The sequence below is a fragment of the Bdellovibrio sp. CKG001 genome (genome assembly GCF_055397465.1).
The window spans coordinates 3,266,567-3,288,247 of sequence record NZ_AP029173.1 but is presented as its reverse complement, the minus strand read 5'-3'; the positions used below and the strand labels follow the sequence as shown (position 1 = coordinate 3,288,247).

Sequence of the window (21,681 nt, the reverse complement as noted above, 5' to 3'; positions counted from 1 at the left end):
ATGGTTTCAGATATTTTCAATCCCGAATGGTGGACAGAAGTTCCTGGTTTTAAGTTCCAAGATATCACTTATCACCGCGCTAAAGATCAGGGGACTGTGCGTATTGCCTTCAATCGTCCTGAAGTTCGTAATGCCTTCCGCCCGCAAACGGTGGACGAGCTTTACACGGCTCTTGAGCACGCACGCATCACGGCGGACGTGGGTGTGGTTTTGATTACAGGTAACGGACCTTCACCGAAAGATGGTGGTTGGGCGTTCTGTTCCGGTGGTGATCAGCGCATTCGTGGTAAGGACGGTTACAAGTACGAAGAAAAAGAAGCTCAAGGAAAAATGGATCTGGCTCGTCTGGGGCGTTTGCACATTCTGGAAGTTCAGCGCTTGATTCGTTTCATGCCTAAAGTGGTTATGGCCGTGGTTCCTGGTTGGGCTGTGGGTGGTGGTCATTCTTTGCATGTCGTGTGCGATATGACGATCGCCAGTCAGGAACATGCCATCTTCAAACAAACAGATCCAGACGTGGCCAGCTTCGACAGTGGTTATGGTTCTGCGTATCTGGCTCGCATGGTGGGGCAAAAGCGTGCGCGTGAAATCTTCTTCCTGGGACGCAACTATTCTGCCCAAGAAGCCTTCGATATGGGCATGGTGAATGCGGTGGTTCCGCACAAGGATCTGGAAAAGGTCGCATTGGAATGGGCTTATGAAATGAACTCCAAGAGTCCGACAGCGATGCGCATGTTGAAGTACGGTTTCAATATGATTGATGACGGCTTGGTCGGTCAGCAGCTCTTTGCGGGCGAGGCGACTCGTCTGGCTTACGGGACGGAAGAAGCTGTGGAGGGGCGTAATTCCTTCGTGGAAAAGCGTCCGAAGGACTTCTCCAAGTTCCCTTGGCACTACTAGATTCAGCAATAACAGAATATACGCTTCGAAAAAGGAGGACAGATATCCTCCTTTTTTTGTTCACAGGAACTTCGTCGAGCTTCATGTCACTCAACTAGACCTTATTTGAGATTTTCTTGAATACGAGGGTTGCTATTAATTCTTGTAATCTGTGTTTGATCACAAAACAAAAATGGCAAGGAGCCACAAAATGAAATCTACAGGGATGAAGATTCTATTCTCAGCATTGGTACTCACACTCGCAGCCTGCTCCGGCGGTGGCGGCGGCGGAGGCGGAGGCAGCAACAGCGGTGATGTTGCGAACCCGACGCCGACTATCACAAATCCACCAACTAAAGCCAGTGGTACTGCATCGGAGTTGGGTACGATTCTAGGCACCGTTGACGAAGCGGCTACTCAGGTAGCTGTGCAGAATATGGTTGATGATTTTGAGCTTCCTACGACGGGTATGTCCCCTGCTTTGAAGGTTTTATCCTCTGTGCGTGCAGGAGAAAGCTGTATCACAGCAAATGAAGGTTGGGATATTGATGCAGATCACGATCGTTTCTTGGATGATGCTTCTGTTAAGGCTACCAATTGTGAAGTAACTAAGTCGGAAGAGGGAGTAGGAACCTCTTATATGACTGCCAGCCTTCAGTCCAAGGATACAGATACTACAACATTCTGGGCGGATGCTAGTATTGCATACTCCAGTAACATGATTACGAAGAATGCCAGTGGTGCTACAGATGGTCAGTACTATTTCTCATTCAAATCGACTTTAGATATGGCAAAAGGGACTCTGATGATCAATTCAAAAGAGGGTGGTTATGACAAATCTAAAGAAGAGGCACATGAATACTCTGCATTTTGGTTAACTTTCGCTTCGGATGAAGTAGGTGTTATTTCCTTGTCGGGCTATGTTCAGTATTACTCTGAAGGTAAAGGACTTGTTACACTTCAGGTGATTGGAACTGATGGTTCTGTAAATGAGTCGACTGAATGTATCGAAGGGATAAATGTGTCCCTCAAATATGCTAGCGGTGATACGGCAGGCAGTGTGAGTGGTAAAACATTGTGTCTGGCTGGTACCGTTGAGACTGTTACTAAGGCTGGCCTTAAGTAAGTCATCCAGTGTCTGAAAACATCTGCCTCTATTAGGCTCGCAGAGAGACAATAGAGGCATGAAATTCGTTCTCTTCTTCGTATTGCTGGCGGCTGTAGGCTTGGCATTCTGGGGATGCCCGACGAAGAAGTATATCCCGGACCCAACGCCTCCACAGCCTCAGGTCATGCGTTATGATGAGATACTAAGACAAAACGGTCAGGCCCCTCATGTGGGGCCACGGCTGGATCAGCGACGAATGTTGGCATAAAAAAAGACTCCCTAACGGAGTCTTTTTTGTTTTCTCAAATGTCTTTATCAAAGAACTACTTCACAGTGCCTTTGTAGATGTAGGCAATTCCACCAGTCAAAGAGATGTATTCCATATCAGAATAAGCACCGCTTTCTTTCATCAGCTCCAGGAAACCTTCTTTGCACGGGAAGGCTGCAGAGGATTTTTGCAGATACTCGTAAGCTTCCTTCTGACCCGTTACCAGGCCGCCAATTTTAGGCAGAATGTTCTGGGAGTAGAAGTTGTAAAGCGCCCCGAAAACAGGAACGCTGACCTGGCCGAACTCCAAGACCATGACCTTACCACCAGGGCGAGTCACGCGGGCCATTTCTTTGAGTGCTTTCACCGGGTCACCGACGTTGCGGATACCAAAAGAGATGCTGCAAATATCAAAGCTATTATCCGCGTACTGAAGTTGCGTCACATCGGCTTGTTCAAACTTGATGTCCAGACCACGTTCTTGCGCTTTACCCGGTGCTGGAATCATCATCTCAGGGCAGAAGTCTGTGCCGATCACAGCCCCGGTTCCCACCGTCTTCTTGAACTCAATTGCCAGGTCACCCGTGCCAGTCGCACAGTCCAAAACCTGTTGGCCAGCTTTGGCGCCGCTGTATTTGACCAGTTTTTTTCTCCACAAGTGGTGAATCCCCATGGAAAGGACATTGTTGCCCTTGTCATAGTTCGCCGCCACTTTTGAAAACATAGAGCGGATGATTTCAGGATTTGGAGAGTGCTTTTGATTAGTGTGCATGAGCGGTCACCTTGTGAAGAGGGCGGTCAATCGCAGTCAGGATCTTATCCAGTTTGCGCATCATCATCTGGAAGTCATTCAAAGTCAGGGCCTGCATGCCGTCGGAAAGAGCTTCCTCGGGGCGCGGGTGAACTTCCACGATGATACCGTCAGCGCCGACAGCGGCCGCCGCGTAAGCCAGATCCGGAACCAGGGCGCGGATGCCCACGGCATGGGACGGATCGACGATCACGGGAAGGTTGGTGTTTCTTTTCGCAAACGCCACGGCATTTAGATCCAAAGTGTTGCGAGTGGCAGTTTCAAAAGTGCGAATGCCACGTTCACACAGAATCACGTTCTGGTTTCCGCCATTGGTGATGTATTCAGCGGCTTTGATCCATTCTTCGATGTAAGCAGCCAGGCCACGCTTCAAAAGCACAGGCTTTTTCTGGCGACCCAGTTCCTTCAGAAGTTCGTAGTTCTGCATGCTGCGCGAACCCACCTGGAAACATTCAACCAGGTCATAGATTTCTTCGATTTGTCTGACGTCGGTGACTTCAGACACCAAGCTCATGTTCAGTTCTTTGCAAACGGATTTCACGATGTCGAAGGATCCGGAACCCAGGCCTTGGAAGGCTTTGGAAGAGGTGCGCATTTTCCAGATACCACCACGAAGCAAGTGCGCGCCTGCGGCTTTAACTCCGGAAGCAGTTTCCAGGAATTGGGCATGACTCTCGATGGAGCATGGGCCGGCGATCACAGTGAATTGAGGACCCCCGATAGAAAAACCGCCAACATTGACGATTTGGGTTGAGGGACTTGTTTGCATAGTTAGCGTTTCCATAATACGAACTTCTTCTCACCCTGGTTAACGTTTTAACAACTTGAAAGTCGTAAAAAGAGGGTCCTTTTGTGGAACGGCAGAATAGCATAACGCTGGAAGGCATTACAAACTTTTTGGAGGCAGGGGCCCTCTTGCGACATAGAAACCAATGGATTCTCATTGAAGGCCCATTCAGAGCGGCAAAGAGCCCGGATAGTGTCGAAATTTCAGTGTTTTGCCCCGATTTCTATGACCTGAACAGGCCCGCGTTGTGGCACGGAAAGGCCGTCCATAGGCTGTCTTCAGCAGATTTACGCCAGATTTGTGAGGAGTACTTGGCTCAAGGGCCCTCTATTGCGGAGTCCTTAGCGAAGGCCGTGTGGGCGGAACCGCGTAAGGAGGATTTTGCCGAAGCCTTGCGTGTCATTCAGAGCAAAATTCAAAAAAATGAAATTCAAAAAGCAGTCCCTGCAGTCTTTGCGCGCACAACGCAGACAGTGGCAGCGCGCGACCGGGCCGAGATGATTTTGCAACTTCTTCAGGCGCCACAGACCTTGTATGTCTATGGATTCTGGCAACAGGGCGAAGGACTGTTGGGAGCGACACCAGAAGTTCTTTTCGACTATTCGCAGGGTGTCCTGAAGACCATGGCCTTGGCAGGGACCTGCCCCAAAAGCGAAAGCACCGAGCGGGAGTCTCTTCTTAAAGATCCCAAGGAAATGCAAGAACATCAGCTGGTGGTGGAAGATATCGCCAGACTTCTGGGCCAGTGGGGCGAGGTGCAGGCGCAGGGGCCTCACATTCTGGAGTTGCCGATTCTGTATCATCTAAAAACCGACATTCAGGTACAGTGTCAGACGCGCCCTGACTTTGTGGCTTTGGCAAAAAGTCTGCACCCGACACCAGCGCTGGGCGTGGCTCCGCGTTCTCAAGGCTACTTGTGGATGCAAGATCTTCCGGGGCAGGAGGGGCGACGCTATTTCGGGGGGCCTTTTGCATTTATGAATGCGGAGGAGGCTCTGTGTCTTGTTGCGATTCGCAATTTGCAGTGGAGCAAAGACTCTGCGATGATTGGTTCCGGCTGCGGTGTTGTGGCAGCCAGCGAATTGGAAAGAGAATGGCGGGAACTTTATCAAAAGCGCCTGTCAGTAAAAAAAGTATTGGGGCTTGAAGTATGACAAACATGGAACTGGCAGCAAAAGTCATTCAGGAACTGGTTCACACCGGAGTGAGAGAATTCATTCTGTGTGCCGGAGCCCGCAACAGCCCCATGGTTCACATTCTGGACGAATGTAAAAATCTGAAGGTGTACTCGTTCTTTGAAGAACGTTCGGCTGGATTCTTCGCTTTGGGTCGTATTGCCAGCACTCGTCGTCCGGTGGCGGTGATCACCACTTCCGGAACAGCGGTGGCAGAACTTTTGCCGGCAGCGGTGGAAGGTACTTATTCCTCGTTGCCATTGATTCTGGTGACGGCAGACCGCCCGAAGCATTATCGCGGCTCAGGTGCGCCTCAGACGATTGAGCAGGTGGGTATTTTCTCTTACTACAATGAAGTGGCCTTGGATCTGGACAGTGAAAACTCGCACTTGTCGTTTAAGTCCCTGTCCTGGAAAAAGCCGATTCATGTGAATGTGAGTTTTGAAGAGCCTCTGATCGACGGTCCGGTGCCGACAATTCATATTCCCAGCGTTTCAGAAAGAACCAAGCTGCCGGCTCAGATTCCGCTGGGCACGTTAAAGGAAATGGAAGACTTCATCAACTCCCACAAGCCATTGGTGATTGTGGGGATTCTGCCGGAAAAAGCCTATGGCACGGTGCTGGAGTTTTTAAAGCAGTACAAGGCGCCGGTTTACTGCGAAGGTATTTCCAGTTTGCGCGGCCATCCGGACATCAAGGATGTTGAGATCCGTTCGGGCGAAAAAATGATTCATCGTATTCTGGGGATGGGGGTTTGTGATTCCATCCTGCGCATCGGCGGGGTGCCGACGGCACGTGTGTGGCGTGATCTGGAAAGCAAGTACAAGGATCTTCCGGTTTTCTCTGTCAGCTTTAATCACTACACAGGTCTGAGCCGTCCGGGGCAGCATTGCAACTCGTTGGATCTGCTCAGTCAGGTGGAATTCAATTATCCTCACCATGAAAATGTAAAAATCAATATCGAGGATTCTGCGCGGGCCTTGCAGATTCGCCAGCTGCTGGAAAAATATCCTGACTCAGAACAAGGGCAGATCTACGCGCTTTCAAAACGTATGAAGGGGGCTTCGGTTTATCTGGGGAACTCGCTTCCGATTCGGGAATGGGACTCCAGTTCGTCGCACGATTTCCCTCCGGCGCGTGTGGCGGCCAATCGCGGCGCCAATGGTATTGACGGGCAGATTTCCACCTTCCTGGGCTGGGCTCATCCAGAGCTTGAAAACTGGTGTCTTGTTGGAGATTTAACCGCGCTGTATGATTTATCGTCACTTTGGGCAACTTCCCAGTTGGATGCGAAAAAACTGCGTATCGTGGTCATCAACAATGGAGGAGGCCAAATCTTCCATCGCATGTTTAAGAAAGAGATTTTCATAAACAAACACCAGATTTCGTTCGATTCATGGGCAAAGATGTGGAACTGGTCCTATCAGAAGTGGCATACTATTCCAGACGAGGCTGTGACGTTGGACTTTGCAGATCACCAGATCATTGAGCTCTGTCCGAACTGGGAGCACACCCAAGAATTCTGGAAGGAGTACGACTCGTTGTGGAAAGAGTGAATCTCTTTTTTCTTCATGGCTTCTTAGGAAGACCGACGGACTGGGCGCAGGTAAAAGCGCACCTTCCGCAAGTTGAAGGACTGCGCATTTATACGCCTGATTATTTTAAAGAACTGTCTTTGGGGCCCAGCAATTCATTTGAAAGCTGGGCAGAGAACTTCGTTAAACTGGTTGAAACCCACGGATCTGCGGCGGAAAGAAACATTGTCGTGGGCTATTCCCTGGGGGGACGCCTGGCTTTGCATGCTCTGGAAAAGAAGCCCGCCCTGTTTTATAAAGTCGTATTGATATCGACCAATCCCGGCTTCAATGATGTTCATGAAGCTTTCGACCCTATCTCTGAAGAACGTCGTCAGCGCTGGATGAATGATTCCTATTGGGCGGAGGAATTTCTAAAAGCCCCGTGGGACATGGTGCTGCGTAACTGGAATGCGCAGCCTGTATTCGGTGGTGGGGAGGCCGAACCCCTGCGTCTGGAGAAAGACTATTCCCGGGAAACGTTAAGCCTGGCGCTGACCCAGTGGTCCCTGGCTCAACAAAAGAACATGCGTGGTCTGTTGGCCAAGCAGACGCAGAAACTGATCTGGCTGGTCGGTGAACGGGATGAAAAGTTTGTGGAAATGTCCAAGCGTATCGAGGATGAGGTGGCCGGCTTCCAGTTTGAAGTGATTCCGTCCTCATCCCATCGTGTTTTGTTCGACAGCCCCAAGGATCTGGGCGAACGAATTCGGCAGTTAGTTCAAAAGCTTCTTTGATTCCGTGTCGATCCAGGTGCGGAAAGTTTTAACGTTCATATAAATCGACTTCTCTTTGCAGACATCCTTGTTTTGGATGTACTGATTGCGTTCGTCGGCCTTCACTTCGTCAGGAACTGTCCAGGACACAGCAGAGGCTACACCCACGACATAGTCCTTGCCTTGATATCGCATCAACGCTGGACCACCGGAATCACCACTGCAGATGCCCTTGCCGATTTTTTGATCGATGTAAAATTGAGTTTCATCCTGACTGAACTGCTGGATGGCCAGATCCACATGACGAAGCTGGCCCGAGCCCTGTGTGTCCGTCGGAGTGCTGCGTTTGCCGGAGATGCGCCCATAACCAGCCGCCGTGAAAACCTGCCCCTTGCGAATCGGGAAAGAGGCGTCGGCCAGTTCTACGGGGCGATAGTTTGAAGGAGCGGGCTCTTTCATCAAGATCAGTCCCAGGTCGTTACGATCTTTGGAGTTTTGTTTTTTGTATTTATCGTGTGTGGCGGTTTTATAAGCCTGGCGCAGAACATAGTTGCCGGTCAGCGGATTGATCCCAAAAGCCAAAGACAGGTCTGAAGCATTTGCTCCCACGCAATGAGCTGCTGTCAGGATCAGATTTCTTTTGATCAGAGTGCCTGTGCAATAGGTCTTTGTCGGGTTGTCATAGATCAATACGACATAATTGGAAACGGTGTCATTTTTGGTGGTGTTCGCACCACCGACAATAGCGCTGTCATTAGGGACAGGCGAAAAACTGTCCTGAGGTTCCGCACAGGCAGACAATGTTAAAACGATCAAAGAGCCAACGTACAACTTCGCTTTCATAGTCCCTCGGTCAAATAGGCCCATGAAATAACAAAAGGGCTGCTTTTTGAGTAGCAGCCCTTGGCGATTGTGAAAAAATTAGATGCTTATTTTATTAAAGAGCTTGCTCCGGATTGACCAGGGATTTGGACAGTTTGGTGGCCATACGGTTGATCCAGATCTTGTAGTACAACGTGCTGGTAAAGGCGGAGAACTGCGAACAGTCGTTGTTTTCGTCTTTCACTCCGCGGCTGGTGACACCCATCAGGTACAGCTCACCCTTGATTTCAACGTAGGCAGGACCACCCGAATCACCGTGGCAGGCACCAGTGCCCTTGGTTTGGTCAACAAGGAACTCTGAAGTGCTGTAATTCAAGTTACTGATGGTGACTTTGGTAGATCGCAGACGGCCTACACCCTCACCCGTGACGCCGTCAGAAATGCCATACCCTGCAACTGTGATTTCCATGCCTGCTTTTAAGTTGCGTTTGTTTGGCAAGAATTTAACAGGCTTGTATCCAGCAGGCACCGTCCCGGTGAAGTGAATCATGGCGATATCGCCCGTGTCGAATTCTTCATTCTGGCGATTTTCCCAGTAAGGGGAGAACTCAACTTTATCCACCTGGCGACGCTCGCTCAGGGCATTGATTTCTGTACCGAAGAAGACATACATGTCTTCAGTGAAGTAGCCGACACAGTGAGCGGCGGTCAGAACGATGTTGTTTGGAAGCAAAGACCCTGTGCAGATTTCGCCTTCGAAGGCGTCGTAAACAGCGACGATGCTGTTTTGAATCTTGTCGGTGGCTTGTACCTCGGTGCCTCCGATGATTCCGTCTCCATTTGTGATAACGCTGGAATTGTTCGCTTGAGGTGAGCAGGCTGTGAGAGCCAAGCTTGTTAGGATCCCCGAAATTAGCAACTTATTCAGCTTCACTAAAATCCCCCCGGATTGCGATCTACAAATACTGTAGTTCGTGGGCTGAATAAACCCCATTTTGGCACCACATGACAAGATGATAATACTAATGAGAAACATAAGGGGGACTTATCCCCCTTAGGCTTGAAAGACTTACAGGTTTTTGAAGCTGTCGGTGGCCTCAATCAAAGCTGAACGAGTTCCGGGCTCGGCCGCCGCATGGCCTGAGTCAGGAATGATTGTAAATTTTGCCTCCGGCCAGGCCTTATGAAGCTCCCACGCAGAGGTGGCCGGGCAGACCACATCGTAACGGCCTTGAACAATGACCCCGGGGATATGGCGGATTTTATCCACGTTTTCCAGGATCCAGTTATTGGTTGTGAAGAAGGCGTTATTGGTGAAGTAATGGCATTCGATACGGGCAAAGCTCAAGGCATATTCCGGATCATCGAATTCATCCACGGCTTTAGGGTCCACGATCAGGCGGGAGGTGGCGGCCTCCCACTTGCTCCACGCCTTGGCCGCTTCCAGGCGGATGTCGGCATTTTCGTGGGTCAGGCGTTTGTAGTAAGCTGCAACCAGATCATGGCGTTCGTTCTGCGGAATGGGCTTGAGGTATTCATCCCACACATCCGGGAAGATGTTGGAAGCACCCTCTTGATAGAACCATTTGATTTCAGAAGGACGGCACAGGAAGATTCCGCGCAGAACCAGAGCTTTTACGCGGTCAGTGTGAGTGATTGCATAAGTCAGTGCCAGGGTTGAACCCCAGCTCCCGCCGAAGACCACCCATTTGTCGATCTTCAACATCTCGCGAATGGTTTCAATGTCCTTCACTAGGTCCCACGTGGAATTTTCACGCAGTTCTGCGCAAGGAGTGGACTGACCGCTGCCACGCTGGTCGAACAAAATTATTCGGTAGGCCTTTGGATCAAAGAAACGCCGGTGATCCGGCGCAACGCCGCCACCTGGTCCCCCGTGCAGAAAGACGACGGGTTTTCCCTGGGGGTTGCCGCACTCTTCCCAGTAAAGGGTGTGGATATCAGAAACTTTCAGCATGCCTTTGTTGTAAGGCTCGATGGCTGGATAAAATTCGCGCATATTAACCTCGCTGTGAGAGACAAAAAGCCTCTCGCAGATTAGTCTTTAAGTCAAAATGCGCGGAGCCGAAAAGAAGGGGTTGAGAATCAACCCCGATCCTGAGGGAGCTTATTTGGCAATACTGGTGCCGATATCGCGGGGATCAGCCACGCCGTGCAATTTGTCGCCTTCCTTGGTCACGGCCATCACGTTGCATGGAATAGGTTCCACGCGAACGTCATAGCCCATGTCCTTCAGTTCTTTCAGCACTTCAGGTCTTGGTCCTGGAGGATCGATGAACAGCACATCGGGTTGCCATTGCTGGTGATAGCGAACCATCGCGACAGATTCATAAAGCGGAAGTTTGAACTCCACATAATTCAGGATGGTCTGGGCCACGCAACTGATGATGCGAGTCCCGCCGGGAGCTCCCACAGCCATCACGGGCTTATTATTTTCCAGCAAGATCGTCGGTGACATGCTGCTGAGGGGAGTTTTGCGGGGAGCGATGGCGTTGGGTTTACCACCGATGGCGCCGAACAAGTTGGAGGCTCCGACTTGAGCGGCGAAATCATCCATTTCGTTGTTGAGCACAATCCCGGTTCCTGGCGCCACAATGGCGGCACCCATCCAGCCGTTGATGGTTTGCGTGGAAGCCACAGCATTGCCCTGATTGTCGATCAAGGACATATGAGTGGTGTCAGTGGATTCATATTTCAGAGGATCGCCACCATACACTTCCGAAGCTTTGCGGGCGCGTTTTTCTTCAAACTGGGAGCGGCGTTGTTTGAGATAATCCTGCGACAGCAAGCCTTCCACCGGGACGTGGCCGAAGTCAGGATCACCCAGATAAACGGCACGATCTGCAAATGCAGACTGCAGGGCTGAAGCCGCCAAATGAATGGACTTGGTGGAAAGGGGACCGGCTTTGGCCAAAGAATCCTCCTCGAGCAAATCCAGGAACTGAATCACATGCACACCGCCGGAACTTGGAGGTGGCATGGAGATCACCTCAAACTTGCCGACTTTGCCTTCAACGGGTTTTCTGAATTTAACCTCGTAGGTGTCGAAATCTTTCTGGGTCAGCAGTCCCTTTCTTTGTTTGGAAAGTTTCAGGATGGAGTTTGCAACAGGGCCTTTGTAGAAACCGTCTTTGCCTTTTTCGGCAATGAGTCTGAGTGTCTTTGCCAGATCCTTTTGCACAAGTTTTGTGCCGATCGGGGGAACTTTTCCGTCCTTGGTCAGGAAAATGGCTTTGGCGGCGGGATCCTTGGCAAGAACGTCCGCGCGGTCCATCAGGGCACGGTGAAACTCAGGATAAATATCAAAACCGTTTTCAGCCAGCTCAATAGCTGGTTGCATGATGGTTTTCAAAGGTAAAGAGCCGAATCTTTTGTGAATCTCCAAAAGACCTGCCACCATTCCTGGAACAGCGACAGCCAGGATGCCATCTTGGGAAAGTTTGGAATCCGCTTTGCCGTCTTTTCCGATGTACATGTTCTGTGTGGCTTTTAGTGGGGCGCGTTCGCGGAAGTCGATGGCATAGGTGTCTCCGGTTTTTGCTTCATGGAACATCATGAAACCGCCACCGCCGATGCCCGTGGATTGCGGGCGCTCAACTGAAACAGTGAACGATGCCGCCACAGTCGCATCAATGATGTTTCCACCCAGATTAAACATTTTCTCTGCCGCTTGGCTCGAGTATCGCCCTTGGGTGGAAATGGCGAACTGGGTGCCGAAGGCTTCCGCCGTGGCGCGGTCGGGACGCTCTTGAGAAGTGCGAATGACCGGGTTTTGAATTGATTTCGTGCTTTGACAACTGAGAGTCAAAACAGAAAGTGACAGCACGAGCAGCTTTGTTGTTTTCATCAGGCTTTCCTCCAACCTGTTTTATGAGTCCATTCAATGAATTCTTTGTGTCGTTTCATGGGATCGGGTGGGTGATAGTCGCCGTCCATGGGCGTGATCACCAAAGTTTCCAAAGGCGAAAGACCCATCTCGGCTCGACGGGTGTTAAGAAGTTCTTCGTCCTCAACATCCGTAACGCGCAGGATTCCGTTTTCGTCCCAGTCGGCATTGGTGCCATAGATCTGTTTGCGGCCTTCGTAAAAACGAATGCGATCTATCATAAAGGCCACGTAGGGTTTGGGAACTTGCCCGGCCTTTGCAAGATCGGTCAATACCGGTTCCTGTGCGCGCATGAATTCCGGCCAACTGATCGCATGCAGAATTATTCTTAAGGCCGCAGTGCAAGCCTCTTCACCCACCAGTGGAATTGTCGGGAAGCCATTTTTTTCGATCAATTCCTGCAGACGGTGGGCATTGCGCAGATGAATCTTTTCCATCTGCGGGTGATAGCCGTGAAAAAGCTCGCCCGTACTGGCCAGGACTTCTCGCACGGCTTCGTCTTCTCGGATCAGATGAAGAATTTCTTCTGCATAGGTCATCCGAAGAACTCCGCCATCAGACGATTTTTTTCTTGTTCCGGGAAGAAGCTGGCGTCAAAGGCGATTTGATTGCAGCGATGGAAATCAGCCGCGGTGAATCCATGCACGCGGTGAAGAACCTCATAGTCATCACTCAGGCAGGTGGCAAAGACGCCTGGGTCATCCGAGTTGATCGTCACCAAAACTCCGGCATTCATCAGTTGGCGAATTGGATGGGTTTCATAGGTTGGGAAGGACTGGGTCAGGTAGTTGCTGATCGGGCAGACTTCCAACGGAATACGACGGTCCTTCACAAACTCGAGCACAGAGGGGTTGTTGATAATTTGAATCCCGTGGCCGATGCGTTCCGCCCCCAGGATCTCGATACTGTCGCGAACCCAGGATGCGGACTGTGGCTGTGGGGTTTCGCCAGAATGAACCGTGATACGCAGGCCTGCTTTCTTGGCTTTTTGAAAAAGGGGAGCAAATGTTTTCGGGTCAAAACCCTCTTCATTGTCCGCCAGATCCAGAGCCAAAAAGCTGTCCTTGTTGTCGATGGCGAAATCCACGACCTTTTCCGCGATCTCATAAGATTTGATCCTTTGAATGATGCAAATCAGTCCGATAAGCATAGGGAACTGCTTGCGTGCTTTATCGATGCCTTTTAGCAACGAGCGGTGGATTTTCTCAAAAGTCAGGGATTTGTGCCCGTCAGCAATAAAAGTCGGCGCATAACGCAACTCCAAAAGGCGCACGCCGTCGTTAAAAGCGTCTTCACAGGCCTCGTAGGCAACTCGGGTCAGGATCTCTTCACTGGCCAGCACCTTTTGGGCGTTCATGAATTTATTCAGCACAGATCCCAGATCTTTCATGGGGCCTGTGATCAAAAACTGATCCTTTTGTCCCTGTGAAGTGGGGGCTAAGGGAATTCCCACCTGGGGGGCCAGTTCCAAGATGGTGCTCCAACGCACTGAGCAGTCTAAATGGCGATGCAGATCCACCTTCAGGATGTCGCGAATATTGTGAGAATAAAGCCTTTCCATTTGATGTTCCTCGCTGTGGGCAGTAAAACTATATCCTATGACAGAACCTATTCAGATCAAAACAAAACTCGCAGGCAATCCTACCCAAGAACCCCAATTCAAAAGCTTTGTGAAAAGCAAAGACGGACGTCAGATTCCAGTGGCCGATCCTAACGCGACTCGCGCACTAGTTTCTTTGATGGATATGAACGCCGTCCTTGGTGGAGCAGCTTCTCACTACGGTGGTCCTGCGGCCTTGGCTGAACTCATGTCCGCATTGCATGGACATGTTTTTGATGTGGCTCAACGCGAAGGCAAGCAGTGGTATGAGTTGTTCCATATCGTGAACGATGCGGGTCACTGTGAAAATGGTCTGTATGCCCTGAAGGCCAACTACAAAATGGCGGGTTTGACTTTGGACAGCCTGAAAAAGTTCCGCTCCATCGAAAGCGGTCTGACAGGTCACGGAGAGGTTCACTGCTTCCCTGAAGGTGTGTTTATTTCTAACGGCCCTCTGGGGTCTGCGTTCCCACAAACTCAAGGTGTCGCAATGGGTGAGGCTTTGTCCGGTCAAAATCGTGTGACAGTGACAACCATCTCTGACGGCGCCTGCATGGAAGGGGAGGCGAAAGAAGCGTTCGCTGCCATTCCGGGTTTGGCCAAAATTGGTAAGATGGGTCCTTATGTGCTGATCATCAGCGACAACAACACAAAACTGTCCGGTCGTATTGATGCGGAATCTTTCTCGATGGCTCCGACATTTGCGTCGTTGAAGGATCTGGGCTGGGATGTGATCCATCTTCCTGAAGGAAATGATCTGCAAAAGTGCTATGACACTTTGGTGACTGCGATCGAGACAGCCAAAGCCAATCCAAAAGCGCCTGTTGTGATTCATGCAAGAACCATCAAAGGGATCGGCACAAAGAAAACTGCCGAATCGGCTTCGGGCGGTCACGGTTTCCCTCTGAAAAGTCCCTCGGAGCTGCCAGCATTTTTGACAGAAATCTACAATGGCGCGGCACTGCCCGAAGTTTACAACACGTGGATTTCTGAGTTGTTGAAATGGGAAGCGGAAATTAAAGCCAGTGGCGTGAAAGACTCTGGAGAGAAAATCCAAGTGGGTATTTCTTCTGCGATGATTCGTGCCCGTAAGGCGGGTTTGCCGGTTCTGAGTGTGACTTCAGATCTTCCGGGCTCCACAGGGGTTGCGGGCTTCCGTAAAGAATTCCCTCAGGATTCTTTTGACGTCGGTATTGCTGAAAGCAACATGGTTTCCACAGCAGCGGGTCTTTCCAAGTTGGGTTACATCCCGGTGGTGGACACATTCGCTCAGTTTGGTGTAACTAAAGGGGCTCTGCCTTTGACGATGGGGGCTTTGTCTGAAGCGCCGATCATTGCGGTGTATTCTCACACAGGATTCCAGGATGCGGCCGACGGCGCTTCTCACCAGGCGTTGAGCTATGTGGCGATGACTTCTTCGATCCCTCATGTGGATGTTTATTCGTTGTCGTGCAGTGAAGAAGCCGACGCTTTGATGTATTCCGTGATCGAGAACTTTGCCAAAGCTCGCAAAGAAGGCAAGGTTCCCAATTCAGCGGTGTTCTTCCTGGGGCGTGAAAACTTCCCTAAATCCTATGTGGCGGGTGCCACTTACGACTTGAGAAAAGCGCAGGTGCTGGCAGATACAACAGCCGGCAAAGCGAAGTCAGTGACTATCGCTACAACGGGTTCTTTGGTGCCTCAAGCTTTACAGGCGGCTAAAGATCTGGAAACCAAAGGTGTGGGTGCTGTTGTGGTGAATGCGGCTTGTGTGAACCACGTGGACGTGGCGACTTTCAAAGCGGCTTTGGGTAAAACACAAGGTCACTTGATCACAGTGGAAGATCACCAGTTGTTGGGCGGCTTTGGCCAGTTGTTGTGCCATGCCCTGCTGACGGCCGATGTGCCGATGAAAGCAAAAAGCCTGGGTGTGCAAGGTGAGTTCGGTCAGAGCGCTTATACGGCCTTGGATCTGTACCGCAAACACAAGATCGATGCGTCGGCCATCGTGGAAACAGCCGGATCTTTCTTCTAGATTAGCGCTCACGGGGCGATCTTAAAAATTGTAATGTTGAGGCCCACAGTGGAAACGCTGTGGGTTTTTTTGTATGCAAGGCTTTGGTCGCGTAAACAGAACTCGGGACTAGTAGGGTGCAAGGTCCTCGGGAAAAATAGAGATAAGAAACTGTGTTTCCCGAGGAGCCTATGAAGGTGTCGTGCATCCTGGCGTTGTTTTTTTCTGTAACTCCTGTGTGGGCGGCCACGATGCCTGCATTTACGAAGTTTGAAAAAAGCGCGTTTGCGGTTCAGCCAAAGTCTGAAGTTGTTGTGAATATGCCGCGGGTGCAGTCTCAGGATACTCTGGGACTTTGTTATTCCTTTGCCACCTCCGCCATCTTAACTGCTGAAAACTGCCGGATTATGAAAAAAGACTGCAAGAGTCTTCCAGACTCTGAAATTTTCTCTCCGGTGGATGTGGCCCGGTTCGGCAATCAGCCGGATGGGGAGGTGGGATTTGAGTCTTCTTATCGCGGCATTCGGGAAGGTGGGCCCGGTGCATTCACCTTGGAAATTGCGGGGACCTTCGTGGGCAGTTCCGCTTCGCAGGAATGCCTGTCGCTCGATAAGATCCTAGGTAAAATGGGGGGCGCACAGTTTGGTACGGATGCTCAGTTGGCGGCATTTAAACGCCTTCGCAAAAAGTATGATGAGTATCAGAAGATAGATAGGAACTGTGAGACGTGCCTCACAGACTTCTTTGCCACCGCCAAGACCGAAATGGATAAGGATTTCAATCTGGATACAGATCCGACTCGATTGCTGAAGGCTTTCAGTGAGGAAACTTACGAAAAGTTCTTTGATCGCCTGATCTATCCCAAAGAGTGCAGCCGCGCCAAGAATCGCGCCTATTTCGAGGGAAAAGACTCGACGGAATTAAAAGTCTTCCCACAAAAGGGCCAGAAGGCAGATTATGCCAGTGTTATGGCGCAAATTAAAAAGCAACTTGGCAACGGCCATCCGGTGATGATCTCCGGAATCTGCCTGAATGAAAAGTACACAAAGGATTGCTCAGCCCCCGGTGTTGAAGGTGGAAACCAGCATGCCACGGTGATTTCTGGTTATCGTCGTGTCTGTGATAAGGCCAACAAGTGTTACGACGCTCTTCAGATTCATAACAGCTGGGGACAGGCATGGCAGGATATGCATGACGGCGGCTGGGTCGATGCCGAAAGTCTTTTAAAGTACACCGGCTATGAAACCGAGATGCTGGCCTGGCTCGAAGATAAGCCAAAGGGGAAATGATGAAAAAGATGATCGTCATTTTTTCTATGCTGATGTGGACTTTGCGGGCTGAAGCCAGCTTAAAAGTCTTTGATGGGAAAAGCTATCAGCCCTTTAAGGTGCAGGAGTATCAGCAACTGAAGCTTTCGGCGGAATGTTTCAAGGGGCAAAAACCTGATTGTGAGGCTTGGAAGGTGGCTCAGAAAAAAGCGTCCAAAACAAATCTGCCTCAAGCGTTGGGGGGAAACCCCGCAGCTCGCTATTGTCTGGATGCTGGTGGTGAGAACCGCATTGCCAAATCCGATGACGGGACGGAGTATGATTATTGCCGCTTTAAAGATGGCTCCATGATCGAGGCCTGGAGTCTGTACTTCAAGTTTAATCCGGCCAGTGTCAGAAAATAAAAAAGCCCTTGGAAGTCCCAAAGGCTTTTTACTAATGAGCTTAGCTGTGCGCAGGCTTATTTGACGGAAACTTCGCAGGCGAAAGTGCCTACTTCAGTTTGTTCGCCCAAACCCCACCAGTAAACTTTGGCAGTGTGGTCGACAACGCTGATGACCAGTTCGAACTCATAAGAACCTTCAACCCAGAAGTCATAACGAACTTCAGTGTCGGAAGCGGAACTGGATTCTCTTTCCAGTGCAGGACCGTTCATATCCAAAGTGGAGACAGAGTAATCACCAACGCTCAAGGACCAGTTCTTAGCATCTTCGATCAAGAGAACTGTCGGGTTCTTCAGGATGTTGAAATCGGCATTGATTTCAGGGTTTTTGGAAAGCTTGGTTGCCTGGCAGTCAAATACTCTTTGTCCTGCAAAAGAAAGGCTGGAGAAAAGCATCGCAGTCACGAAAAATACTGTTTTCATCGTCTAAGTCCTTTGTTTGATGGGCTCTTGCCTATCAAGACTTTGATGAAAAGTCTGTTTATAATTCTGTTAGCGGAATAAATCGTGAAGTTTTTTGCTGGTTCCGCGGTGGTGACGATCTGGGGGCCCGCTGCGGAGTGGACTAAGTTGCTGTATTTACTGAAAAAAGAAAGCCCGCGCTCTCGGCGCAGGCTTTCGTGGAAATTGCTGTTTTTAAGAGCTTATTAAGCCGCTTTGGCTTCGTCCTGATGGGAGAACTGTGCAATTTGACCCATTTGATCCTGGGAGAACGCCGAAACGATATCCACCAGAATAACCACTTTGTTGTCAACTTTACCCATACCACGCACGAAGGACATGGCGTGTTCATTCCCCAGAACCGGAGATGGTTCGATTTGTGATTCCTGAAGATCCACAACCTCTTTCACGGAATCGACGATCATACCCACCTGACCGATGGAGGTGTCGATCACGATAATGCAAGTGTCACGAGTTGTATCTTGCGCCTGCATGCCAAACTTGATGCGCAGATTCACAACAGGAATGATTTTACCGCGTAGATTCATCACGCCCTTCACATAGTCCGGAGTTCTTGGAACAGGGGTGATTTCACCAAACTGGTTGATCTCGCGCACTGTTTCGATGGCCACGCCATATTGTTCAGACATAAGTTGGAACGTCAGATACTGGCCCGGTTTTGCTTTCATTGATACATCGCTCATTTTTATAGCCTTTCAAAGTCGTAAAGGAAGCTTGACCCTGATCTCATCGCGAAAAAGGGCGAACGACTTAAGAGGATTTCTCGAGGGGGGTTAAAAAATAATATTCTCGGTTCTGGACTGCCTCATCCTGGGTCAATAGTCCTGTCAAACGTGACAACCTTTATACCTTGGGTGGAACCAGTCTCATTCTGGACCAAGGTTGTAAATAGAAGACCTGCGGAGTCTCCGATAGAGGTTTGTGATTTTCTTACCTTATTTGGAGCGACCATGAGCGGTGATAATGCCTTTTTTGAAGAACTACAGATGGATTTCCTGAATGAATCCGCTTTTATGTTGGAGCAGTACGAAGAGTACATGATGAGACTGGAAAACAGTGTCGATCCAGCCAAAGACCTGACAGATATTTTTCGTGTCGCGCACTCGGTAAAAGGAGGAGCCGCAGCGGTCGGTCTTGCGGATCTTTGTAAGTTCGCCCACGTGATGGAAGATCTTTTGGATCTGCTGCGTTCCCGTCCGGAACTGGTGAACTCGAATGTGATTTCTTTGCTTCTGCAATCCGGTGATGAGTTAAAAAATCGAGTGGGAGCTTTGCAGCAGGGACAGAATAATCCCTGGGACCCTTCGGCTTTGACGACTGAGCTGATCACCTTGACTGAACAGCTTTCGGGTAAAACTTCGAAGCACTCTCAGGTTGCAGCGCCTTCTGCTGATGAACCCAAGATTGAAGCGCCTGATGATTTCTTTGCGCAGGCACCGGCAGCAGAAGCTGTGGCTCCCGTCGTCGAAGACGATGTGACCAATCACGATCTTTTAGCCGAACTTCTGGCACAATTGTCACCCGAAGATCAGGCCGAGTTCCACGCCAAAGAAGAGGCCGCGAAACGAGCGGCCGATGAGGCAGTGCCAAAGCCGTCTCCGGTGGCGGCTGTTGCGACTCCGGAGCCTGTTGTTGTTGAAAAGCCAGCTCCAGCCTTAAAGGTTGTTCCATCTGCTCCAGCGACCCCAGCCCCAGCGGCCAGCGCCTCAGCGGGTAACAGTGGCGGCGGCAGCAATAAAGGCGGCAAAAACCTGAACAGCACCATCAAGGTGGATACCGGCCGTGTCGACTCTGTTTTGGATGCTGTGGGTGAGTTGGTTGTTCTGAAAAATCAATTGGTGCATGACGAAACAGTTCGCAGTGGAGTGAATCTGCGCCTGGAAGCCATCGTGGATCAGTTGGACAAGGCTGTGCGCGAGCTTTATGAGAAAACTCTGAGCATCCGCATGACGCCGCTGAAGTCCATGTTTATCAAAATTCAACGTATCGTTCGTGACGTGTCTTTGACTCTGGACAAGCCGGTTGATTTGCAACTGATTGGTGAAGAAACCGAGGTTGAAAGAACCGTGTTTGAGCTTTTGGGGGACCCTTTGGTTCATCTTGTGCGCAACTCGATGGACCACGGTGTGGAGAAAAAAGAAATTCGCCAGGAGCGTGGCAAACCCGCAACTGCCAAAGTGGTGGTTTCTGCCAAACAATCAGGTGGTAATGTCATTATTGATATTTCTGATGACGGTGGTGGTATCAACCGCGAAAAGGTTTTAGGGAAAGCTATTGAAAAAGGCTTTGTACCGGCAGGTGTGGATCCGGCGTCTATCCCGGATGAACAGGTTTTCCAATACATCTTCTATCCGGGATTCTCTACGGCGGATAAGATCTCGGATCTGTCCGGTCGTGGTGTCGGTCTGGATGTGGTGAAATCGAATCTTGATAAAATCAATGGTAAAATCAACATCTATTCCAAAGCAGGTCAGGGCACAACTTTCCGTCTGACCATTCCACTGAGCACGGCAATCACGGATGGCATCATCGTGGCTTTGGATGGGGCTCGCTACATTCTTCCGATTCATTCGATTCGCGAAATTGTGCGTGTTCTGCCAAAGGACTACACGCATGTTTCAGGCGCAGGCAAAGTGGCCAGCATCCGCGGACATCTGCTGCCGGTGATTGATGTGACAAAAACATTGGGTTCTATTAACTGGGCCCTGAACAAGAAAGATGCGCAGTTGGCGCAACGTCGCGAGAACTCTTTAAGTGCGCGCCGTGAAGAAACCATGTTGGTGATTATCGAATCCATGACAGGCCAGATGGCATTCCCGGTGGACGATGTCCTGGGGCAGGCGCAGGTGGTTGTGAAACCAATCACCACCGGTCAGGATATTCCGGAGGTTGCGGGTGCTGCAATTCTGGGTGACGGTAAGACGGTTCTGATTTTGGAACCTGGTGCGTTGGTGAGTAATGTGTCCAAAGGTCGGGAGATCGCAGCATGACGGCTGTTAAGAAGAACGAAATTGTAGGATCTCTGTATGATTTTGAAGAGATCAAGCTTTCAGATAAGATGTTTTTGAAGTTCGCAGAGCGCATGTACAGTCTGGCAGGGGTGGATCTTCCATTGACGCCGAAGAATCATGCTCTGATTCGCAATCGTATTGTGAAGTTGCTGCGTCGTCATTCCCTGAAAAGCTATGAAGAGTACTGGTCCATGCTGGAACGGGGCGGTTCTGACGTGACGTCAGAATTTATCTCGGCACTGACGACCAATATGACGTCGTTCTATCGAGAGTCCAATCATTTTGATTTTCTTAAAAGTGTTCTGCCGGATCTGGCGAAGAAGTTTGGGTCCGATTTGCGCCTGTGGTGTGCTGCGGCCAGCACAGGGCAGGAGCCTTACACCATTGCGATGACTTTGAATGAGGCGGCTGCAGAGATGCCACCGTCCACGAAACCCCGGGTGCTGGCGACAGATATTGATTTGCAGGTTCTGAAAAAAGCCTCGACGGGCACCTATGAAGATCGCGAAATGCAGGGGCTTCCCCCTGCGCAGCGTGCTCGTTACTTTGAAAAGGTCAAGGCTAACGGGGATGAATACTGGAGAGCCAAGGATCAGATTCACGACATGATTCGCTTTGCTCCGTTTAATTTGATGAATCCCAAGTACGAGTTTCAGCATAAGTTCCATGTGATCTTCTGTCGAAATGTACTGATTTACTTTGATGAGCCGACCACCAAAAGAGTCATCGACAATCTGGTGTCCTGTCTGGCACCGGGTGGTTACTTGATCCTGGGGCACTCTGAATCAGGCAATGTGAAGCATCCTGGTTTGAAGCCCATGTCGCGCGCGGTTTATCAAAAACTTTAAAAATAGAGGCCCC

At 50.3% G+C, this 21,681-nt stretch carries 21 protein-coding genes; 11 read left to right on the top strand and 10 right to left on the bottom strand.

Features of this window, described 5'->3' with window-relative positions; translation table 11 throughout:
• The 3 genes from ACZ50P_RS15455 (at position 1) to ACZ50P_RS15445 (ending at position 2,255) form a co-directional block, all read left to right on the top strand.
• Positions 1 to 900 (top strand): 1,4-dihydroxy-2-naphthoyl-CoA synthase, encoded by a 900-nt coding sequence (locus tag ACZ50P_RS15455; protein ID WP_464135220.1) that lies wholly within the window; start codon positions 1 to 3, stop codon positions 898 to 900.
• A gap of 190 nt (positions 901 to 1,090) precedes the next feature.
• Positions 1,091 to 2,005: a hypothetical protein gene (locus ACZ50P_RS15450; RefSeq protein WP_464132176.1), complete on the top strand. Its 915-nt coding sequence runs from the start codon at positions 1,091 to 1,093 to the stop codon at positions 2,003 to 2,005.
• Positions 2,006 to 2,063: 58 nt separating this feature from the next.
• Positions 2,064 to 2,255: a hypothetical protein gene (locus ACZ50P_RS15445; protein WP_464132175.1), complete on the top strand. Its 192-nt coding sequence runs from the start codon at positions 2,064 to 2,066 to the stop codon at positions 2,253 to 2,255.
• Positions 2,256 to 2,310: 55 nt separating this feature from the next.
• On the opposite strand, the gene ubiE is transcribed toward ACZ50P_RS15445, so the two are convergent.
• A complete protein-coding gene (gene ubiE, locus ACZ50P_RS15440) occupies positions 2,311 to 3,027 on the bottom strand; it encodes a bifunctional demethylmenaquinone methyltransferase/2-methoxy-6-polyprenyl-1,4-benzoquinol methylase UbiE (protein WP_464132174.1) in 717 nt (238 codons plus the stop codon).
• A complete protein-coding gene (gene aroF, locus ACZ50P_RS15435) occupies positions 3,017 to 3,850 on the bottom strand; it encodes a 3-deoxy-7-phosphoheptulonate synthase (protein ID WP_464118630.1) in 834 nt (277 codons plus the stop codon). The genes ubiE and aroF overlap by 11 nt, the downstream gene beginning before the upstream one ends.
• A gap of 356 nt (positions 3,851 to 4,206) precedes the next feature.
• On the opposite strand from aroF, the gene ACZ50P_RS15430 reads away from it, so the two are divergent.
• From ACZ50P_RS15430 to ACZ50P_RS15420, 3 genes are read left to right on the top strand one after another with little or no spacing between them, the layout of a single operon-like run.
• Entirely contained in the window at positions 4,207 to 5,007 is an 801-nt protein-coding gene (locus ACZ50P_RS15430) for a chorismate-binding protein (protein WP_464132172.1), read from the top strand.
• Positions 5,004 to 6,584: a 2-succinyl-5-enolpyruvyl-6-hydroxy-3-cyclohexene-1-carboxylic-acid synthase gene (gene menD / locus ACZ50P_RS15425; protein WP_464132171.1), complete on the top strand. Its 1,581-nt coding sequence runs from the start codon at positions 5,004 to 5,006 to the stop codon at positions 6,582 to 6,584. The genes ACZ50P_RS15430 and menD overlap by 4 nt, the downstream gene beginning before the upstream one ends.
• Positions 6,572 to 7,339: an alpha/beta fold hydrolase gene (locus ACZ50P_RS15420; RefSeq protein WP_464118627.1), complete on the top strand. Its 768-nt coding sequence runs from the start codon at positions 6,572 to 6,574 to the stop codon at positions 7,337 to 7,339. The genes menD and ACZ50P_RS15420 overlap by 13 nt, the downstream gene beginning before the upstream one ends.
• Here ACZ50P_RS15420 and ACZ50P_RS15415 read toward each other — a convergent pair.
• The 6 genes from ACZ50P_RS15415 to add form a co-directional block, all read right to left on the bottom strand.
• Positions 7,319 to 8,161, bottom strand: coding sequence for a S1 family peptidase (locus tag ACZ50P_RS15415; RefSeq protein WP_464118626.1), 843 nt, complete (start codon positions 8,159 to 8,161; stop codon positions 7,319 to 7,321). The genes ACZ50P_RS15420 and ACZ50P_RS15415 overlap by 21 nt on opposite strands.
• A gap of 94 nt (positions 8,162 to 8,255) precedes the next feature.
• Positions 8,256 to 9,074 carry a S1 family peptidase gene (locus tag ACZ50P_RS15410; protein ID WP_464132170.1) on the bottom strand — a complete coding sequence of 273 codons (819 nt, stop codon included), beginning with the start codon at positions 9,072 to 9,074 and terminating at the stop codon, positions 8,256 to 8,258.
• Between the two features lie 135 nt (positions 9,075 to 9,209).
• Positions 9,210 to 10,157 carry a prolyl aminopeptidase gene (gene pip, locus ACZ50P_RS15405; RefSeq protein ID WP_464118624.1) on the bottom strand — a complete coding sequence of 316 codons (948 nt, stop codon included), beginning with the start codon at positions 10,155 to 10,157 and terminating at the stop codon, positions 9,210 to 9,212.
• 108 nt (positions 10,158 to 10,265) lie between these two features.
• Entirely contained in the window at positions 10,266 to 12,005 is a 1,740-nt protein-coding gene (ggt, locus tag ACZ50P_RS15400; protein ID WP_464132168.1) for a gamma-glutamyltransferase, read from the bottom strand.
• Positions 12,005 to 12,583 (bottom strand): DUF6624 domain-containing protein, encoded by a 579-nt coding sequence (locus ACZ50P_RS15395; RefSeq protein ID WP_464132167.1) that lies wholly within the window; start codon positions 12,581 to 12,583, stop codon positions 12,005 to 12,007. The genes ggt and ACZ50P_RS15395 overlap by 1 nt, the downstream gene beginning before the upstream one ends.
• A complete protein-coding gene (add, locus tag ACZ50P_RS15390; protein WP_464132166.1) occupies positions 12,580 to 13,605 on the bottom strand; it encodes an adenosine deaminase in 1,026 nt (341 codons plus the stop codon). The genes ACZ50P_RS15395 and add overlap by 4 nt, the downstream gene beginning before the upstream one ends.
• 37 nt (positions 13,606 to 13,642) lie before the next feature.
• Here add and ACZ50P_RS15385 point away from each other — a divergent pair, with 37 nt between their 5' ends.
• From ACZ50P_RS15385 to ACZ50P_RS15375, 3 genes are all read left to right on the top strand, one after another.
• Positions 13,643 to 15,658, top strand: coding sequence for a transketolase C-terminal domain-containing protein (locus ACZ50P_RS15385; protein WP_464132164.1), 2,016 nt, complete (start codon positions 13,643 to 13,645; stop codon positions 15,656 to 15,658).
• Between the two features lie 170 nt (positions 15,659 to 15,828).
• The gene (locus ACZ50P_RS15380) at positions 15,829 to 16,926 is read left to right on the top strand and encodes a hypothetical protein (protein ID WP_464132162.1); all 1,098 of its coding nucleotides are present in this window, start codon (positions 15,829 to 15,831) and stop codon (positions 16,924 to 16,926) included.
• Positions 16,923 to 17,309 (top strand): putative hemolysin, encoded by a 387-nt coding sequence (locus ACZ50P_RS15375; RefSeq protein WP_464132160.1) that lies wholly within the window; start codon positions 16,923 to 16,925, stop codon positions 17,307 to 17,309. The genes ACZ50P_RS15380 and ACZ50P_RS15375 overlap by 4 nt, the downstream gene beginning before the upstream one ends.
• Before the next feature lie 56 nt (positions 17,310 to 17,365).
• Here ACZ50P_RS15375 and ACZ50P_RS15370 read toward each other — a convergent pair whose 3' ends face one another.
• Together ACZ50P_RS15370 and ACZ50P_RS15365 are read right to left on the bottom strand one after the other, a co-directional pair.
• Positions 17,366 to 17,770 (bottom strand): hypothetical protein, encoded by a 405-nt coding sequence (locus ACZ50P_RS15370; protein WP_464132158.1) that lies wholly within the window; start codon positions 17,768 to 17,770, stop codon positions 17,366 to 17,368.
• A gap of 224 nt (positions 17,771 to 17,994) precedes the next feature.
• Positions 17,995 to 18,477 carry a chemotaxis protein CheW gene (locus tag ACZ50P_RS15365; protein ID WP_464132156.1) on the bottom strand — a complete coding sequence of 161 codons (483 nt, stop codon included), beginning with the start codon at positions 18,475 to 18,477 and terminating at the stop codon, positions 17,995 to 17,997.
• Between the two features lie 282 nt (positions 18,478 to 18,759).
• Here ACZ50P_RS15365 and ACZ50P_RS15360 point away from each other — a divergent pair, with 282 nt between their 5' ends.
• The gene (locus tag ACZ50P_RS15360) at positions 18,760 to 20,799 is read left to right on the top strand and encodes a chemotaxis protein CheA (RefSeq protein ID WP_464132155.1); all 2,040 of its coding nucleotides are present in this window, start codon (positions 18,760 to 18,762) and stop codon (positions 20,797 to 20,799) included.
• Positions 20,796 to 21,668: a CheR family methyltransferase gene (locus ACZ50P_RS15355; RefSeq protein WP_464132154.1), complete on the top strand. Its 873-nt coding sequence runs from the start codon at positions 20,796 to 20,798 to the stop codon at positions 21,666 to 21,668. Before ACZ50P_RS15360 ends, ACZ50P_RS15355 begins: the two co-directional genes overlap by 4 nt.
• Positions 21,669 to 21,681: the final 13 nt, after the last annotated feature.

Excerpts from the sequence above, each read along its gene's own strand:
- ACZ50P_RS15375 (WP_464132160.1), top strand. The coding sequence starts at position 16,923 with ATGATGAAAAAGATGATCGTCATTTTTTCTATGCTGATGTGGACTTTG.
- ACZ50P_RS15455 (WP_464135220.1), top strand. The coding sequence starts at position 1 with ATGGTTTCAGATATTTTCAATCCCGAATGGTGGACAGAAGTTCCTGGT.
- ACZ50P_RS15380 (WP_464132162.1), top strand. The coding sequence starts at position 15,829 with ATGAAGGTGTCGTGCATCCTGGCGTTGTTTTTTTCTGTAACTCCTGTG.
- pip (WP_464118624.1), bottom strand. The coding sequence starts at position 10,157 with ATGCGCGAATTTTATCCAGCCATCGAGCCTTACAACAAAGGCATGCTG.
- ACZ50P_RS15450 (WP_464132176.1), top strand. The coding sequence starts at position 1,091 with ATGAAATCTACAGGGATGAAGATTCTATTCTCAGCATTGGTACTCACA.
- ACZ50P_RS15445 (WP_464132175.1), top strand. The coding sequence starts at position 2,064 with ATGAAATTCGTTCTCTTCTTCGTATTGCTGGCGGCTGTAGGCTTGGCA.
- ACZ50P_RS15360 (WP_464132155.1), top strand. The coding sequence starts at position 18,760 with ATGAGCGGTGATAATGCCTTTTTTGAAGAACTACAGATGGATTTCCTG.
- ACZ50P_RS15385 (WP_464132164.1), top strand. The coding sequence starts at position 13,643 with ATGACAGAACCTATTCAGATCAAAACAAAACTCGCAGGCAATCCTACC.
- aroF (WP_464118630.1), bottom strand. The coding sequence starts at position 3,850 with ATGGAAACGCTAACTATGCAAACAAGTCCCTCAACCCAAATCGTCAAT.
- ACZ50P_RS15365 (WP_464132156.1), bottom strand. The coding sequence starts at position 18,477 with ATGAAAGCAAAACCGGGCCAGTATCTGACGTTCCAACTTATGTCTGAA.
- ubiE (WP_464132174.1), bottom strand. The coding sequence starts at position 3,027 with ATGCACACTAATCAAAAGCACTCTCCAAATCCTGAAATCATCCGCTCT.
- ACZ50P_RS15415 (WP_464118626.1), bottom strand. The coding sequence starts at position 8,161 with ATGAAAGCGAAGTTGTACGTTGGCTCTTTGATCGTTTTAACATTGTCT.
- add (WP_464132166.1), bottom strand. The coding sequence starts at position 13,605 with ATGGAAAGGCTTTATTCTCACAATATTCGCGACATCCTGAAGGTGGAT.
- ACZ50P_RS15370 (WP_464132158.1), bottom strand. The coding sequence starts at position 17,770 with ATGAAAACAGTATTTTTCGTGACTGCGATGCTTTTCTCCAGCCTTTCT.
- ACZ50P_RS15355 (WP_464132154.1), top strand. The coding sequence starts at position 20,796 with ATGACGGCTGTTAAGAAGAACGAAATTGTAGGATCTCTGTATGATTTT.
- ggt (WP_464132168.1), bottom strand. The coding sequence starts at position 12,005 with ATGAAAACAACAAAGCTGCTCGTGCTGTCACTTTCTGTTTTGACTCTC.
- ACZ50P_RS15395 (WP_464132167.1), bottom strand. The coding sequence starts at position 12,583 with ATGACCTATGCAGAAGAAATTCTTCATCTGATCCGAGAAGACGAAGCC.
- menD (WP_464132171.1), top strand. The coding sequence starts at position 5,004 with ATGACAAACATGGAACTGGCAGCAAAAGTCATTCAGGAACTGGTTCAC.